14 protein-coding genes and 1 pseudogene are annotated in these 15,294 nt (G+C 61.2%); 12 read left to right on the forward strand and 3 right to left on the reverse strand.

From position 1 onward, the window contains the following. Window positions 1-218 precede the first annotated feature (218 nt). Complete coding sequence (locus Q9K02_RS13850) at window positions 219-608, reverse strand: MerR family transcriptional regulator (protein WP_046903606.1); 390 nt, start codon at window positions 606-608, stop codon at window positions 219-221. Between the two features lie 75 nt (window positions 609-683). Here Q9K02_RS13850 and Q9K02_RS13855 point away from each other — a divergent pair, with 75 nt between their 5' ends. From Q9K02_RS13855 to Q9K02_RS13865, 3 genes are read left to right on the forward strand one after another with little or no spacing between them, the layout of a single operon-like run. Further along, on the forward strand, window positions 684-1,031 hold the full coding sequence (locus Q9K02_RS13855) for a mercuric transporter MerT family protein (RefSeq protein ID WP_082347936.1): 348 nt from the start codon (window positions 684-686) through the stop codon (window positions 1,029-1,031). Then, window positions 1,024-1,236 carry a GDCCVxC domain-containing (seleno)protein gene (locus Q9K02_RS13860; protein WP_053833516.1) on the forward strand — a complete coding sequence of 71 codons (213 nt, stop codon included), beginning with the start codon at window positions 1,024-1,026 and terminating at the stop codon, window positions 1,234-1,236. Before Q9K02_RS13855 ends, Q9K02_RS13860 begins: the two co-directional genes overlap by 8 nt. Beyond that, complete coding sequence (locus Q9K02_RS13865; RefSeq protein ID WP_046903607.1) at window positions 1,229-2,560, forward strand: dihydrolipoyl dehydrogenase family protein; 1,332 nt, start codon at window positions 1,229-1,231, stop codon at window positions 2,558-2,560. Before Q9K02_RS13860 ends, Q9K02_RS13865 begins: the two co-directional genes overlap by 8 nt. 166 nt (window positions 2,561-2,726) lie before the next feature. Here the strand turns inward: Q9K02_RS13865 and Q9K02_RS13870 are convergent, their stop codons facing one another. Continuing rightward, on the reverse strand, window positions 2,727-4,487 hold the full coding sequence (locus Q9K02_RS13870; RefSeq protein WP_305933408.1) for a TonB-dependent receptor: 1,761 nt from the start codon (window positions 4,485-4,487) through the stop codon (window positions 2,727-2,729). Then, window positions 4,463-4,804, reverse strand: a pseudogene (locus Q9K02_RS13875) (PAS domain-containing protein); the annotation flags it as partial. The gene Q9K02_RS13870 and the pseudogene Q9K02_RS13875, both read right to left, overlap by 25 nt. 383 nt (window positions 4,805-5,187) lie before the next feature. Here Q9K02_RS13875 and dmeF point away from each other — a divergent pair. The 9 genes from dmeF to Q9K02_RS13920 all read left to right on the forward strand — a co-directional run bounded on the left by dmeF (window position 5,188) and on the right by Q9K02_RS13920 (window position 15,262). Next, window positions 5,188-6,141, forward strand: a complete 954-nt coding sequence (dmeF, locus tag Q9K02_RS13880; RefSeq protein ID WP_098104448.1) for a CDF family Co(II)/Ni(II) efflux transporter DmeF — start codon at window positions 5,188-5,190, stop codon at window positions 6,139-6,141. A gap of 123 nt (window positions 6,142-6,264) precedes the next feature. After that, the gene (locus Q9K02_RS13885) at window positions 6,265-6,639 is read left to right on the forward strand and encodes a hypothetical protein (protein ID WP_305933409.1); all 375 of its coding nucleotides are present in this window, start codon (window positions 6,265-6,267) and stop codon (window positions 6,637-6,639) included. 63 nt (window positions 6,640-6,702) lie between these two features. Further along, window positions 6,703-7,956: a TolC family protein gene (locus tag Q9K02_RS13890; RefSeq protein ID WP_141457928.1), complete on the forward strand. Its 1,254-nt coding sequence runs from the start codon at window positions 6,703-6,705 to the stop codon at window positions 7,954-7,956. 11 nt (window positions 7,957-7,967) lie between these two features. After that, a complete protein-coding gene (locus Q9K02_RS13895; protein ID WP_305933410.1) occupies window positions 7,968-9,116 on the forward strand; it encodes an efflux RND transporter periplasmic adaptor subunit in 1,149 nt (382 codons plus the stop codon). 37 nt (window positions 9,117-9,153) lie between these two features. Further along, window positions 9,154-12,417 carry an efflux RND transporter permease subunit gene (locus Q9K02_RS13900; RefSeq protein ID WP_305933521.1) on the forward strand — a complete coding sequence of 1,088 codons (3,264 nt, stop codon included), beginning with the start codon at window positions 9,154-9,156 and terminating at the stop codon, window positions 12,415-12,417. 22 nt (window positions 12,418-12,439) lie between these two features. Further along, a complete protein-coding gene (locus Q9K02_RS13905) occupies window positions 12,440-12,811 on the forward strand; it encodes a SpoIIAA family protein (RefSeq protein ID WP_066761531.1) in 372 nt (123 codons plus the stop codon). After that, the gene (locus tag Q9K02_RS13910; protein ID WP_054522854.1) at window positions 12,808-13,437 is read left to right on the forward strand and encodes a cation efflux transmembrane domain-containing protein; all 630 of its coding nucleotides are present in this window, start codon (window positions 12,808-12,810) and stop codon (window positions 13,435-13,437) included. Before Q9K02_RS13905 ends, Q9K02_RS13910 begins: the two co-directional genes overlap by 4 nt. Further along, a complete protein-coding gene (locus Q9K02_RS13915; protein WP_054522853.1) occupies window positions 13,434-14,303 on the forward strand; it encodes a hypothetical protein in 870 nt (289 codons plus the stop codon). The genes Q9K02_RS13910 and Q9K02_RS13915 overlap by 4 nt, the downstream gene beginning before the upstream one ends. Next, a complete protein-coding gene (locus Q9K02_RS13920) occupies window positions 14,303-15,262 on the forward strand; it encodes a cation diffusion facilitator family transporter (protein ID WP_066761535.1) in 960 nt (319 codons plus the stop codon). Before Q9K02_RS13915 ends, Q9K02_RS13920 begins: the two co-directional genes overlap by 1 nt. The last annotated feature ends 32 nt before the right edge of the window (window positions 15,263-15,294 follow it).

Raw genomic sequence — 15,294 nt, forward strand, 5'->3', positions numbered from 1 at the left:
GCCGCTTGAATCATTGTTACACTACGAGGCGTGCCAAAGTTCTAGTGTTACCGACCAAAACGGGTGGCAGAGTTTTTCAACACAATACGCCCGGATTCTGGACGTAGCCCGCGCATAGCAAGGTGCCCGAAAGCGGACCGCTTGCTTTTCTGCTCTGGCAGGCTGAGTCAATTGTGAGTGTTGGATGGAACGTTGGTCCGTAGCTTGGATCTGCTGGATTAGCCTTCGCCGGCTAAGCTTTCCAATACCGGGCACCGATCATCACTGGTAGTGCCACACTGCCTGATCAATTTTGTCAGAGCAGTTTCCATGCGCGCGAGGTCCGCCAGCTTGGCGCGGACGTTCCCGAGATGCTGTTCCGCGATTGATTGCACTTGATCGCAATGCACATCGGGCCCCGGTGTGAGGTCGAGCAGCGCCCGCACCTCTTCAAGGGAGAAGCCGAGTTCGCGCGCACGCCGAACGAAACGCAGCCGCTCGATGTCCCGAGGACCGTAGTCGCGGTAAGCGCCCCTTCGTGGAGGCGGGTCGATGACTCCTATCCGCTCATAATATCGGATTGTCTCGATTTTGCATCCGGTCTGTTTCGATACATCACCGATTTTCACACGAAACCCCTTGAGTCTGTAGTTGCTACAGACTGTAAATAATTGCGGGAATCGGGTTTTGGAAAGGGACGACTGGTGCGCAGCTTCAGCACATGGTGGAACGGATTAGCGGCGGGCAGCGGTGTCTTTGCTGCCTTCGGAGCAGCTGCTTGCTGTGCACTCCCATTGACGCTTACGTCAGTTGGTGTGGGTTCCGCGTGGCTTGGCAGCATCTCGCCTGTCGTAGCCCCCTATCGCCTCCCCCTGCTGACCCTCGCGTCGGCTCTTCTCCTCGCTGCGACCCTCCGTTTGCTCTGGCAGTTTAGGCAGGCACAAACATGCCCGGCGGACAGTGCATGCGGATCACCGACCTATCGAGCGCTGACCGCCATAGGGATTGCCATCGGTGCTGCGCTGCTGACAGGTGCCTTCCTCTATGGCTGATCCGATCCTGATCTCGCGCTTGCGCTGCCCCGAATGCGGTCATGAAGAAGACATGGAAATGCCGACCAACGCCTGCATGTTCTTCTACACTTGCACGGGCTGCGGCGTGCGTCTCAAGCCGCTCCACGGCGATTGCTGCGTGTTCTGCTCCTACGGCACAGTTCGCTGTCCTCCGATACAGGAAGGGGACTGCTGCAATGGCTGAGGCTTTCGATTTCATTGCGATCGGATCGGGAACGGCTGCGCAGGTCGCGGTCCACCAGATGGCCGACGCCGGGAAGCGTTGCGCGGTTATCGATTACAGGCCCTACGGTGGCACATGCGCGCTCCGAGGGTGCGATCCGAAAAAGATGATGGTGAGTGGAGAGGAAGCGCTCGCTGCACACAGGCGATTGAAGGGGAAGGGTATCGAAGGTTCTGTTTCGATTGACTGGGGTGACCTCCAGGCATTCAAGCGCAGCTTCACCGACCCCGTCCCTGAAAAGCAGGAAGCTCGCTACGAGCGAAAGGGCGTCGCGACCTTCCACGGCACGGCTCGCTTCGCTGGCCCCGGCCGGATCGTGATAGGCGAGACCGAACTGTGTTTTTCCCACGCTCTTATCGCGACGGGGGCGGAGCCTCGATCACTTGGCATCGAAGGCGAGCCGTTGCTGACCCACAGCGATGCATTCCTAGAACTCGAAACCCTTCCAGATCGGATCGTATTCGTCGGCGGTGGATACATAGCTGCGGAATTTGCCCACCTCGCGGCGCGGGCAGGTGCAAAGGTGACCATCATCCAACGAGGCCGCATTCTGAAAGCCTTCGACCCTGACACGGTCGATTGGCTCATGCCGAGTTTCGACGATCTCGGCATTGAAATCGTGGACGCCGAGGTGAACAGCGTAGCGAAGAGAGGCGGCGTTCTGACCGTCCATGCTGGCGACCGCAGGATCGAAGGGGACTTGGTGGTGCACGCTGCCGGAAGAGTCCCTGCGATCGGTTCGCTCGATCTGGGGGCGGGAGACGTCGCCTGTGACGAGGGTCGCTTGGTGCTTACCGCTCAACTACGAAGCCAAAGCAACCCCAAAGTCTTCGCGGCGGGTGACGCTGCTGCAAATGGTCCGCCACTGACTCCGGTCTCCAGTCATGATGCCAAAGTGGTTCTTGAGAACATACTCGAAGATAGCGGCCGAGCTCCGAACTATTGTGGGGTTCCTAGTGCACTTTTCACGGAGCCGCCGGCGGCGCGGGTCGGAATGCTGGAAAGCGAGGCGCACGAGGCAGGTTTGGATTTCACGGTGAATGCTGGATCGCACCCAGGTTGGTTTTCGGCAAGGCGGCTGAACGAAGAGATCTACGGCCACAAGGTGCTGGTCGAAACTGGAACAGGACGCATCCTTGGGGCTCACCTGGTCGGCCCTGACGCTGACGAACTGATCAATATCTTCGGCTTAGCCATCCGACATGGGCTTAATGCGGACGATATTAAATCGACTATGTTTGCTTACCCTACAGCTGCCTCCGACGCCGGATCTATGTTGGGTTGAGCAGCACCCGATCGCCGGAGTTCTCTCCATTCCAACCCAACGACTGCTTTCACACAGCGGTGTAATGCGACCAATGTCCGCTCACGGGTCGCAAGCCGAATGTCCGCTATCTGCGCCTTGTCGACCAGGACCGGACTGACCACTAGCGGACCCATCGCAGCCCAACTTAGAAGTCGGCAGAGATGCTGGCTTTGATTGTGCGCGGGGTTCCTTGCAGCAGTGCGGCAGAAAAGACGTCGAACGCGCTGGCCCAGTACTTTTCGTTCGTGATATTATCGGCCGAAAGGCGGAGCGTGACCGGCGTGTCGTCCGCCGCGAAGACGTAGCGCGCACCGAGATCGATACGCGTCCAGCTATCGAGTTCGAGCGTGTTGGCGGCATCGACCCACTGCGGACCCGTGTGCACTGCACGCGCTGTGATCGTCGCGCCAGGCACAAAGCCCAAGTCCCACTCCAAGTCTGCATTGGCGGTGTATTCGGAAACGCCAGGTACCTCGTTGCCGCTGACGAGCTTCGCATCGGTCAGAGCTGCGCCGCCGATCAGTCTCAGGCTGGGTGTCAGATCGCCGTTGACCGTGAACTCGATGCCTTGGTGCGTCTGATCCCCGAGGTATCCGAAGCTGCCGTCGGCAAGCACACCCTCTCCCGGTCGCTCAAGGCGGTAGGCGCCGAGACCGACGAAGACATCGCCCAGTGCCAGCTTGCCTCCAACCTCGTACTGCAGCGACTTGCGGGGCGCGAGCACCTCTCCCGGATTGCTGACGAGCGCCGGATCGAGGGGCGCTGTCGGACCTTGCTGGAGCGCCTCGATCCGGTTGCCATATAGCGACAGGCCATCGAAGGGCTTGAGGACCACGCCGATTACGGGCGTGACTGCGCTTTCATCGTATTCGGTCGCCAGGTCGCCGCCGAAATAGCTGTAGCTCTTCACATTGATGGATTGCAGGCGCAGGCCCGCCGTGACCTGCAAACGGTCTTCGATCATCCCGATCGTGTCCGATGCGAAAGCACTCCAGAGCCGCGTCCGCGAAATCGGGAAGGGATCCTCAAGGTCGCCGCCGACGAGGGCCGAAGACGGCAGTTCGACCTGCGGGGCGTCGTAGATATTGGTGGCGTAGCCGGCAAAACCAGGCCCGTAACGGAAATCATAGGCGTTGCGGTTCACCTGCCAGCTGGCATTGCCGCCGAAATTGAACTCGTGGGTGATCGCTTCGCCCAACTTCACGCGGATGCCAGCTTCGACCGCTTCGTTATTGTCGGTCCGCGGGACGAACAGCGCCGTGCCGCCGGCAGCACCGCTACCGGCATCGAGAACGGTAATGCCGCCGTAAATGCCTTCCTCGCGCCCGTCGCGCGCACCGGCCCTGAAGTATGCCAATGCATTGTCGGCAAGATCGTATTCCACGGCCAGCGCGCCGAAAACATCGCGCAGTTCGGTGTAGGTGAAATCCTGCGCATAGTTCGCATCGCCATCGGGAACGGCGGGGATCGTTGCGCTTCCGACGGTGACCTTCGGCCGCAAGGCGTCGATCCGGACATTCTGGAACGCCAGGTCGAGAGCTGCCCGTAGCGGGCCACTGTCATAATCGATCGCACCGCCCACGACCTGAGTGCGGCGATCTTCACGGTCGATCGACGTTTCGCCGTCACGATAGGCTGCATTCAGGCGAACGCCCCATTCGCCGTTCTGGCCAAAGCGGCGAGCGACATCGAAGCTGCCGCCGAAGTGGGCATTCTCGCTGGCTGAAACGGTTACGCGATTGAGGTCGGTGTCTCCGGCCCTCTTGAGCTGCAGATTGACGCTTCCGCCAAGTCCCGATCCGCCCGGTGCTGCACCGTTCAGGAAGGCGCTGGCGCCGTTGAGGACCTGGACGCTTTCAAACAGTTTTGGAGGGCGGTGCGCTTCTGCTCGTCGATATCCGTACAAGTGCCGATCCAGCGCTGTATCTCACCCTGCTCGTTGAGGATCGGCAGCGCACGACCGATCATCCAGCGATAATCACCGCTGTGATGCCTCAGGCGATATTCAACCTCGTACGGTTCGCCGGTAGCGAGGCTGTGGTTCCATTTATTCCATGCATCGGCCTGGTCATCCTCATGAAACATCCCGGCCCATCCTTCGCCGTCGGTTGATCCGACAGGGACACCCGAGAATTCATACCAGCGCGCATTGTAATAATCGTGGGAGCCGTCGGGAAGAGTCGACCAAACCATCTGCGGCATGGTGTCGGCGAGCGCATGGAAAGCAGCTCCGGCGGATTGCAGCGCATGCTCTGTAGCCAAGGGCAAGACATCCGGCGCCGAGGAGGATTCGCGGCTGCCAAGCTGGAAATTCGTGATGACTTTTGCATTCATGGCCAGCTTGTGACCTTCCCGGGATGAACAGAATCGGACCGATAGGATACCTGTCGTATCTTGTTGATTTTCAAACGCTGACGCTCATCGCACAGGTAGGATTGAGAGTAAATGCAGCGGATATCGCGAGAAGTGAGGTCCTACTTTTCGCAATACCAGATTCTCGGTCTGACTGACGGGAAGGAATTACTAGGTCCGAAATTCACCTCGGTCTCGGAGTCGAAAGCTCCATTCAGGTTTCGCCCTTCCGTAATACCGATTATCAGCCTCGCATGCACCACGCCGACTCTAAACCGCTCGCCCATGATCACAACTTTCTGAGCGCTTCGCACGACGCGCATGAGCAGCGCACGCGCTATGTTGTCGCGTTGACCGCCGCGATGATGGTGATCGAAATTGTTGCGGGGCTGTGGACTGGATCGATGGCGCTTCTCGCCGATGGTATCCACATGGCGACCCATGCAGGTGCCTTGGGCGTCGCGGCCTTCGCCTACTGGTTTGCCAAGCGCCATGCGAACAACCCGCGTTTCACATTCGGTACCGGCAAGGTGGGCGACCTCGCCGGCTTCGCGAGCGCGCTTGTCCTCGCCATCTTCGCAATCGGGATCGCGGTTGAATCGGCTCAAAGGTTCGTCAGTCCGCTCACGATTGCCTATACCGAGGCGATCTGGATCGCCGTGCTCGGCCTCGTGGTGAACCTCGCGAGTGCCTGGCTGCTTGGTGCCAATCATCACCATGGGCATGATCATGACCATCATCATCACCACGACCATGCGCATGCCGATAACAATCTGCGCTCCGCCTATTTCCACGTGCTTGCCGATGCCCTGACCTCGGTCCTGGCTATCGTGGCCCTTCTCGCCGGCATGTACCTCGGCTGGGCATGGATGGACGCGGCAATGGGGCTGGTGGGTGCATTCGTGATCGGGCGCTGGTCATGGTCACTGCTGCGCGATACCGCTGCCGTGCTTGTCGACGCCGAAGCGGCCTCTGAACGGTACACAGAGGTGCGCGAGGCGCTCGAGGACCGGGACGCCGCGATCGGCGATCTGCACATCTGGCGGATCGGTCCCGGCAAGTATGCAGTCATCGCCTCGCTCATCGCCGATGATCCGCTCGCGCCCGACAATTATGCCAGCCGACTTTCAGAGCATGCAGAATATGTGCACGTCACGATCGAAGTTCATCGCTGCGAGCATCCGCATCCCGAGCTTCGCGCGGCCTGATCGCGCCGTTCTAAAAGACCGAAACAGTATTCGAGGACTGTTATACTATAACAAAAGACTTATACTTCATCGTGTTACGGAACTTGCAATCTTGATGCGGTTTGCTAGGAGCCATTGGAATCCATGACTACAAGCTATCGTCGCCTTGCCCTGCACCCTTTCGTCGTCCTGCTCATGCTGGTCGCGATGGTGTTCGTGACGGCGGCGGATGCTGCTGCTTGCGGTGCCGAAGTGGCGCCCGGAAGCACGCCCGTTCTGGCTTCGCTCGATAGCGCGTCTGCGTCATCCGCAGCCGCCGATGAAGTGCCGGGCGATCCGGATGCGCCGGCCGAGCAACACGGCGTGTGTGGACACGGCCATTGCCATCACGGGGCGAGCTTTGCCGGCACCGTGCAGAAGAATTCGGTCCCTCACTTGGTCGTGGTTCCCGATGCGCCTCCCGCCGAAGCGCTCGCTTCCGAAATTGCCGACCGACTGAAGCGCCCCCCTCGCGCCTGACGACCGTCACCGCGCTGCATGCCGCAGCGCAGTTCGGATCGTCAGCAGAGGAATTTTCGAAAAATGTCAGCCATTCATTGGCGAGGGGTCCTCCTTGGAGGGCTGTTCCTCGCCGCTCAAGCCACGACCGTGGCGGCGCAGGAGCGTGAGCTTCTGACGCTCGAAGCTGCGCTCGCTCGTGCGGGCATCGTCGACAGCGCAGATGAGCCCCCAGAAAATCCGCGCCTGATCGGACCGCGGGCCGAAGCCGACGCGGCGCGGGCCCTGGTCGACCAGGCGCGGCTGCGGCCCAACCCCGAAATTGCTTTCGAAGCCGAAAACATTGCCGGAAGCGGCGCATTTTCGGGATTGCAGGCCACCGAGTACACTTTGTCCCTGAGCCAGCGGCTCGAATTGGGCGGCAAACGGGGAGCGCGCGTCCGCGCCGCCCAGGCGGAAGCGCGCGTCGCGGCCCTTTCAGGAGCGCTCTCGGTTGCTCAGCTAGGGCGATCGGTACGCGAACGCTATGTCGAAGCCGTCTCCGCGGCAGCCCGATTGGAACTCGCGCGGGACATAGTCGAGCGCAATCGCGAGCTTGCCAGGATCGCAGGCGTACTGGTCGATGTCGGACGGGAGCCTCCCCTGCGCTCGCTTCGTGCCGAAGCGGCACTTGCGGAGGCGCTCGCGGAGCTTGAAGCGGCCCTGGCCGCCGACCGTGCGGCGAGGACTGCGCTCGCCGCGCTTTGGGGCGAGGCAACACCTGCTACGGACGTGCCTTCGGTGTTCCCCGAGATCGAACCTCCGGCGACGCTGCTCGCCTCGCCTTCGGCCTTACGTCTTCAGGTCGCCCGTGCCGAACGCGAGGCTGCAGATGCCGCGATCGCCCGGGAACGCTCTTTAGGCATTCCGGATCCGGCGATATCCGCCGGTGTCCGACGGTTCGAGGAAAGCAGAGACCAGGCGTTCCTCGTAGGCGTTTCGATCCCGTTTCCGTTCAGTAATCGCAACCAGGGAAACATCGCTGCTGCCGAGGCGCGGCTTCGCGCCGCGACGGCACGGGAGGCGATTGCCCGCACCGATTTCGAACTCGAGGTCACGCAGGCTCGCGGACAATTTCTGGCAGCCGAAGCGCGGGTCGAGACCCTCGCGGAGACGTCCTTGCCCCAAGCCGAGGAAGCCTTGCGCCTCGTTCGGATTGGCTACCGCAACGGCAGATTTCCGCTGATCGAAGTTCTGGCTGCGGCCGAAGCGCGCGACACCATCCGTGAAGCATTGATTCAAGCCCAGGAAGATCGTGGCCGCCTGGCGGCGACGCTGATCTGGCTCGGCGCACAATGAGGTATTTCCAAATGAACCGTAGACGTCTGGCCGTTTTTATCGGCGTGATCGTTTCAATCGCCGCTGCAGTGTTTATGCTGTGGCCAAGTGGCAGTGCCGACCAGCACATTGAGGAAACGAGTGAGGAGGTCGAGCTTCCCGAAGGCCTTGTCCTGCTTGGCGCCGAACAAATTGAAGCGTCCCAGATAGTGGTCGAAACCGTCGGCCAGGGATCGGCGGTCGAGCTGGTCTTCCCGGCCACCGTCGCGGCAAGCCCGACGGCAAGTGCCCGCATCGATGCCCGCGCGGCGGGCGTGGTCCGCAGTGTCGGCAAAACGCTGGGCGATTACGTGAGGCAGGGCGAGACGATTGCCCGCATCGAGAGCGCCGACGCGGCTGCTCTCGCAGCGCAGTTGAGCGCAGCGCGCGTGAGGGTCAACGAACTGTCCGCTGCCTACGATCGGGAGCGCCGCCTGTTCGAGGCCAATGTCACCGCACGGCAGGATCTCGAGGCCGCGCGAGCAAATCTGCAGGTCGCCCAGTCGGAACTTGCGCGCGCCCAGGCGGCAGTCTCCGCGGCGGGCGTTAGCGGCGACGGGCGCTCCCTTGCGGTCACGAGCCCGCTCGCAGGCCGAGTGACCTCGGCGCCTATCGTTCTCGGCTCCTTCGTCGATGCCGGGGAAGAACTCTATCAGGTCGTGAATCCGAGCGGCATGCAGGTCGAGGTTGCCCTCCCGTCGGCTGAAGCAAGCCGCATCCAGCCTGGCGACGAGGCGACGCTGGAAATCGCGGACAACCGGGAAGTGGGTGCGCGCGTGCGGTCTGTCACTCCCTCGCTCGATCCCGAAAGCCGCAGCGCTACGGCGGTCCTGTCGCTGGCAAGACCGATCCCCGGTCTGCAACCCGGGGCCTTCCTGCAGGCACGTATCCGCCCCTCGGGTGAGGTCGATACAGGCCGCATGTCGGTGCCGGAAAGTGCCGTCCAGACAATCGATGGCGCAGAAGTGGTCTTCGTTCGCACGCGCCGCGGGTTTCAAGCCCGTCCGGTGGTCACCGGTGCGCGTTCGGGAGGACGCGTGGTCATCGAGTCCGGTCTCGAAGCGCAGTGGCGGATCGCCACCGCCAATGCCTTTTTGCTGAAGGCTGAACTCGAGAAGGAGGAGGCCGAGCATGGACACTGATCACATGCAGGACGCGGATCGCTCCCACCGCCATGGCCTGATCGGCATGATCCTCGACGTCGCCGTGCGCTTTCGCTGGGCGATGGTCGTACTGACGCTCGGTGTGGCAATCTATGGCGTGGTGAATTTGCTGCGCCTGCCCATCGATGCCGTGCCCGATATCACCAATGTACAGGTGCAGATCAACACCGAGGCACCAGCCCTGTCGCCTTCGCAAGTCGAAACGCAGGTCACCTATCCCGTTGAAACCGGGCTTGCCGGTATCGAGGGTCTGGAGATGACCCGCTCAATATCGCGCAACGGGTTCAGCCAGGTGACCGCGATTTTCGAGGAAGGGACCGACATCTATTTTGCGCGTCAGCAGGTCAACGAACGGCTGACGCCCATAAGTGCCTCCCTACCCGAGGGTGCCGAACCGGTGATGGGACCCATCTCGACCGGCTTGGGCGAAGTGCTCATGTATACCATCGAGTACGAGTTTCCTGACGGCAAGGAAGCACCGCTGGGCGGAGCGGTCGGTTGGCAGTCCGACGGGAGCTTTGTGACCGAACGTGGCGACCGGCTCGACAGCGATGTTGCCAAGGCTGCCTATCTGCGAACCATCCAGGACTGGGTGGTTGCCCCCCTCATGCGGTCGGTCGACGGTGTGGCGGGTGTCGACTCGATCGGCGGCTTCGAAAAGCAATACCTTGTCCAACCCGATCCCGCGCGATTGACCGGGTACGGTTTATCGTTCGACGAAGTGATCGATGCGCTGGAAGCGGCCAATCTCGCCGAAGGGGCCAATTTCGTCGAGCGGGCAGGCGAAGCCCTCCTCGCCCGAGTTGATGCGCGCCTCGGCAGTGTCGAGGATATCGAGCAGGCGGTCGTTTCTACACGCGAAGGAGTCCCCATTCGCGTAGGAGACGTCGCCACGGTCAGCATCGGTGGCGACCTGCGAACGGGCGCGGCGTCGCTGAACGGCGATGAAGCGGTCGTGGGCACCGTGCTCATGCGCGCGGGCGAGAACAGCCGCACCGTGTCGGCCCAGGCGGCCGAACGGCTCGAGGAAGTTCGCAGCTCCCTGCCGGAAGGAATTGTCGCGGAGATCGTCTACAACCGGTCTTCGCTGGTCGATGCGACGATCGCGACCGTCGAGAAGAATCTCGTTGAAGGCGCGCTTCTGGTGATCGCGATCCTGTTCTTGCTGCTGGGCAACATCCGGGCAGCGATCATCGCGGCGCTGGTCATTCCCTTTTCCATGCTGATGGCATCGATCGGAATGAACCGGCTCGGCGTGTCGGGCAATCTCATGAGCCTGGGTGCGCTGGACTTCGGCCTGATCGTCGATGGTGCCGTCATCATCGTCGAGAACAGCGTCGCGAGGCTCGCGGCCCGGCAGGAACACGAAGGCCGGCTTCTCACACTGGGCGAAAGGTTGACGGAAACGCGGCTTGCCGCGCAGGAAATGATCAAGCCGACTGTGTACGGGCAGGCGATCATACTTCTCGTCTTCGCACCGCTTCTGACCTTTACCGGGGTCGAAGGCAAAACCTTCTCGCCCATGGCGATCACGGTCATGCTCGCGCTCGCCTCGGCGTTCGTGTTGTCGCTGACCTTCGTCCCGGCAATGATCGCCATCCTGCTCAACAAGAAGCTGACGGAAAAGGAGGTCAAGCCGATCCGGATCGCCAAGGAGCGATACGGACCGCTGGTCCGCAGGGCGATCACCCGCCCTTGGCCGGTCATCGGCATGGGCGTCGGCATCTTCGCCTTTGCGGCCTTCGTGTTCAGCTTCCTCGGGAGCGAGTTCACACCGCAATTGGACGAGCGCGACATCGCCGTGCAATCGCTGCGTATTCCTTCGACATCGCTCGAACGTTCGCTCGCGATGCAAAGGCGGGTCGAGGACCGGCTCGAGCAGTTTGAGCAGGTCGAGCTCGTCTTTTCGCGGACGGGCACGGCGGAAGTGGCCAGTGACCCGATGCCGCCGAACGCTTCCGATGCGTACGTGATCCTCAAACCCCGTGAGGAATGGCCCGATCCCGACCTCGCCAAGGACGAGTTGGTCGCGCAAATGGAGAGCGCCCTCAGCAGTCTCGTCGGCAACCTTTACGAGTTCAGCCAACCGATCGAATTGCGGTTCAACGAATTGATCGCAGGCGTTCGCGGAGATGTTGCCGTCAAGATCTACGGAGACGATCTCAGCGCCATGACCTCGGCGGCGAACGAGGTTGCGGGCGTGCTGCGCAATGTCGACGGCGCCGCGGACGTCAAGGTCCAGCAAGTGACCGGGTTCCCCACCCTCGATATTGCCTTCGATCGGCCAGCGATTGCCCGTTACGGGCTGAAGGTCGAAGACGTTGCGCAATCGGTGGCGATCGCACTGGGCGGTCGGCCTGCGGGCCTCGTTTTCGAAGGCGATCGCCGCTTCGATGTGGTTGTGCGGTTGTCGGACGCGACCCGCGACGATTTCGACCAGCTCGGTGCTTTGCCGGTGCTTCTCCCGAACGGGGCAACCATACCGCTACGCTCGGTTGCCGAGTTCCGTGTGGTGGATGGTCTCGCGGAGGTACGCCGGGAACAGGGACGCAGACTGGTCATCGTCTCCTCCAATGTGCGGGAGCGCGATCTCGGGTCTTTCGTCGAAGAGGCGCAGGAAAGGGTTGCGGCGCAGGTCGAACTGCCCGCTGCCGCGTTTATCGAGTGGGGCGGTCAATACCAGAACCTCCAGGCTGCCCAGGAAAGACTTCAGATCGTCATTCCCATCGCGTTCGCGGTCATTCTCCTGTTGCTCTACATGGCGGTCGGGGGCTGGGTGCCGGCATTCGCCGTGTTCAGCGCGATCCCGCTGGCCCTGGCAGGCGGAATATTCTCCTTGGCCCTGCGCGGGATGCCATTCTCGGTTTCTGCGGCGGTAGGCTTTATCGCCCTGTCGGGCGTAGCGACCTTGAACGGGCTCGTGATGGTGACTGCGATCCGTCAGCGGCTCGACAGGGGCATGGCGCTCGATGACGCCATCGTGGCCGGTGGCCTGGCGCGCCTGAGGCCGGTTCTCATGACCGCGCTCGTTGCATCGCTCGGCTTCGTGCCGATGGCGATTGCGACGGGGACCGGCGCGGAAGTGCAGCGTCCTTTGGCGACAGTGGTCATCGGAGGGTTGATCACCGCTACCGCTCTGACCCTCTTCGTCTTGCCCGCAATTTTGAAGCTGGTTTTCAGTACCAGAGAAGATGACCGGACCTGGCGACAGCGCTGGTGGGACCGGCTGCGGCGCAACGTGACAAGCGATGAGCAGCGCGAGCTGAAGGACATCGCATGACCGATCGGGAAAGGAAAAAACGGTGCTGGCACTGAAGGAAGAGAACGGACTGCTCTGGATACGCGCCGGAGGCAGGCTGGGGGATGAAGCCTATGACCGCTTTATTCCCCAATTCGAACATATCGCAGAGCGCGAGGCCGGTACCGTCCCGATGGTGATCGAGCTCGCGCCTGACTTTTCGGGTTGGAACTTCGGAGGTCTCTGGCGCGATCTCAAGTTCGACATCCGGCATAAGGATTGTTTCGGCCGGATCGCCATGATCGGCGACAGCAAATGGGAAGAGCGGGGCTGGAAATTGTCATCCTCACTCTTCCGCGCCGAAATGAAGTTTTTCCGGCCATCACAGCGTAGTCATGCGGAAAGCTGGGTACAAACCGGGGAGGACGCAGCATGAGTGGCGGACATGAGGTCGATGCCGGGTCGCCCGAAAAGCGCAAGACCCTGTGGGTTGTCCTGTGGCTTAACGTCGCCATCGCGATCGGCTTCTTCGCGGTCGGATATTTTGCCGATTCCAACGCGCTGTTGGCAAACGGCCTCGATAATTCATCGGATGCAATCGTTTATGCGCTCAGCCTGCTTGCGCTAACCCGCTCGCGGACTTGGAAACGCGGGGCCGCGCGTTTCTCCGGCATCATGCTGCTGGTCTTCTCCGCTGGGGTCATTTTCGATGCTTACCGACGGTTCGTGGAAGGTTCCGATCCGGGCGGCATGCTGATGATGGCGATGGCGTTCGTCGCGGGACTGGTGAATCTCTATTGCCTGCGCCTGTTGCAGAAGGTGGAGAACAAGGACGTCAATATGCGGGCGGCGACAACCTTCAGCTTCAACGACTTCATCTCCAATGGCGGGATCATCATCGCCGGCATCGTTGTGCTGATTACCGGTGCCAACTGGCCCGACCTAGTGGTCGGAATAGCGGTCGCCTGCATAGCGCTTTACGGCGGAGTGCAGATCCTGCGCGATACGCATATGGATGTGCACGACGAGGCGGGAACCGTCCACGGCGAGAAGAGGAATTGACGCTAATCGATACCTTGTTTGCCGCGCAGGACCTTTCGCGGGTCCTTGTCCTGGCGATGCTATCAGGCATCGGGGTCATGATTGGCGGCAAATTGGCAAAAGGCAGTTGGAGCTTCCTGCATCCGCTCCTGCCGGGCGGCGTTTCGGGTGCTTTTGCCGCCCTTGCCGTCTTGCTAACTCTTCCGCTGGGACAATCTCCTCTCACCCGCTGGACACTCACTGGTTTGATGCTGGCGGGCGGCCTGCTGCTTCTGATTTTCAACGAGCTTGGTCGATACGCAAAACTCAGACCGGATGATGACGGACCTGAGCGATGCTCCGATAGGCCAACCCTGGTACGTCGCATCTCGGTGTCGATGGCGTCCGATATCCTGCCTTACAGCGTTATCTTGGGTGCTGCCGCTGCTGCATCCGCGACGACAGCAATGGCGGTGTCTGCAGCGCTTGTTTTTGCGAACCTGGAAATAGGACGCCAGGCGATCGATGAATACCGATCCGCCCAAGTGAGCAGGATGGACCAGCTTGCGCTACTTGTCCTCTTTTCCCTGTTTTTCATCGGGATCGCTCTCTTGACCTTTTGGGCGCTGCACGGATTCACCGACAACGGGCGAGGTTGGCTAGCGGCTATTATCCCGGGCTTTCTTATAGTTGCATCGGCGCGCGCGCTGCTTCGCATGGGAACCGGATCGGTCGCCGCCAATCATATTACGCTCCTGGCATTCGTCGGAGGGTTCGCGCTGCTCGGCCTCGCGATCTCGGCGCTTGGAGAACTGTCGCGCGAACTCGATGTCTCGAACAGCACGTTCCAGCATTCCCCCGCGCAGTCCGTTACGACGACCAAGAGAACAGAAAAAGGAGGCAGGTAGTGGCACAATCGGGCGGTCATGCCGGACACAGTCACGGCGAAGAAAGCATGAGCGACGGCCGCCTTGTATTGGCCGTCGCCCTCAACGTCCTGCTGACTGTCGCCCAGATCATCGGGGGGATATTGTCGGGTTCGCTCGCACTGATCGCCGATGCGCTGCACAATTTCAGCGACGCGGCATCGCTTGGACTGGCTCTGTTTGCGAGGCGGATCGGGCGCCGGCCAGCCGACAAGCTTATGACCTTCGGCTATGCTCGTGCGGAAGTCGTCGCGGCGCTCATCAATCTGACGACTTTGCTTATCATCGGTTTCTATCTGCTCGTCGAGGCGATCAACCGTTTCGCAGACCCTCAACCCGTTGAGGGGTGGACCGTAATCTGGGTCGCCGGGATAGCGCTGGTGATCGACGTGGTTACGGCGGTGATGGTTTACGCCAGCTCGAAGAACTCCCTCAACATGAAAGCCGCCTTTCTGCACAATGTGTCCGATGCGCTGGCTTCGGTCGGTGTGATCGTGGCTGGCGTACTCATTCTGCGATACGAACTTTATATTGCCGATCTGATCATCACTGTGGTCATTGCTGCCTATGTGATCTGGCAGGGCGTCACTTTGTTGCCTCGCACGGTGCGGCTCTTGATGGGTGCGGTGCCGGGCGAAAGCGAGTTCGATCGCATTGTGAGCGACCTGCGTGACACAGAAGGCGTGGCCGACGTCCATCACGTCCATGTCTGGAGCATCAGTGAGCATTATCGCGCGCTTGAGGCGCATATCGTTCCTGCCGAATCTTCGCTGCAGGCTTTCGAGGATGTGAAGGCGCGGGCTCGCGGTATGCTCGAGACGCAGCACGCCATCGCCCATGCAACGTTCGAAGCCTGTCTCGCTGCGGAGTGTGATCCGGACATGATCCCGGACCATCAGGTCGAGAAGAACCATCACCACGACCATGACCACGACCATTGACAAGCGCGGCGATCGGGTCGGTCGCTGTGGGC

The sequence above is a fragment of the Qipengyuania profundimaris genome, assembly GCF_030717945.1.
Lineage (GTDB): Bacteria > Pseudomonadota > Alphaproteobacteria > Sphingomonadales > Sphingomonadaceae > Qipengyuania > Qipengyuania profundimaris.

Excerpts from the sequence above, each read along its gene's own strand:
- Q9K02_RS13860 (WP_053833516.1), top strand. The coding sequence starts at position 1,024 with ATGGCTGATCCGATCCTGATCTCGCGCTTGCGCTGCCCCGAATGCGGT.
- Q9K02_RS13865 (WP_046903607.1), top strand. The coding sequence starts at position 1,229 with ATGGCTGAGGCTTTCGATTTCATTGCGATCGGATCGGGAACGGCTGCG.
- dmeF (WP_098104448.1), top strand. The coding sequence starts at position 5,188 with ATGCACCACGCCGACTCTAAACCGCTCGCCCATGATCACAACTTTCTG.
- Q9K02_RS13885 (WP_305933409.1), top strand. The coding sequence starts at position 6,265 with ATGACTACAAGCTATCGTCGCCTTGCCCTGCACCCTTTCGTCGTCCTG.
- Q9K02_RS13890 (WP_141457928.1), top strand. The coding sequence starts at position 6,703 with ATGTCAGCCATTCATTGGCGAGGGGTCCTCCTTGGAGGGCTGTTCCTC.
- Q9K02_RS13895 (WP_305933410.1), top strand. The coding sequence starts at position 7,968 with ATGAACCGTAGACGTCTGGCCGTTTTTATCGGCGTGATCGTTTCAATC.
- Q9K02_RS13910 (WP_054522854.1), top strand. The coding sequence starts at position 12,808 with ATGAGTGGCGGACATGAGGTCGATGCCGGGTCGCCCGAAAAGCGCAAG.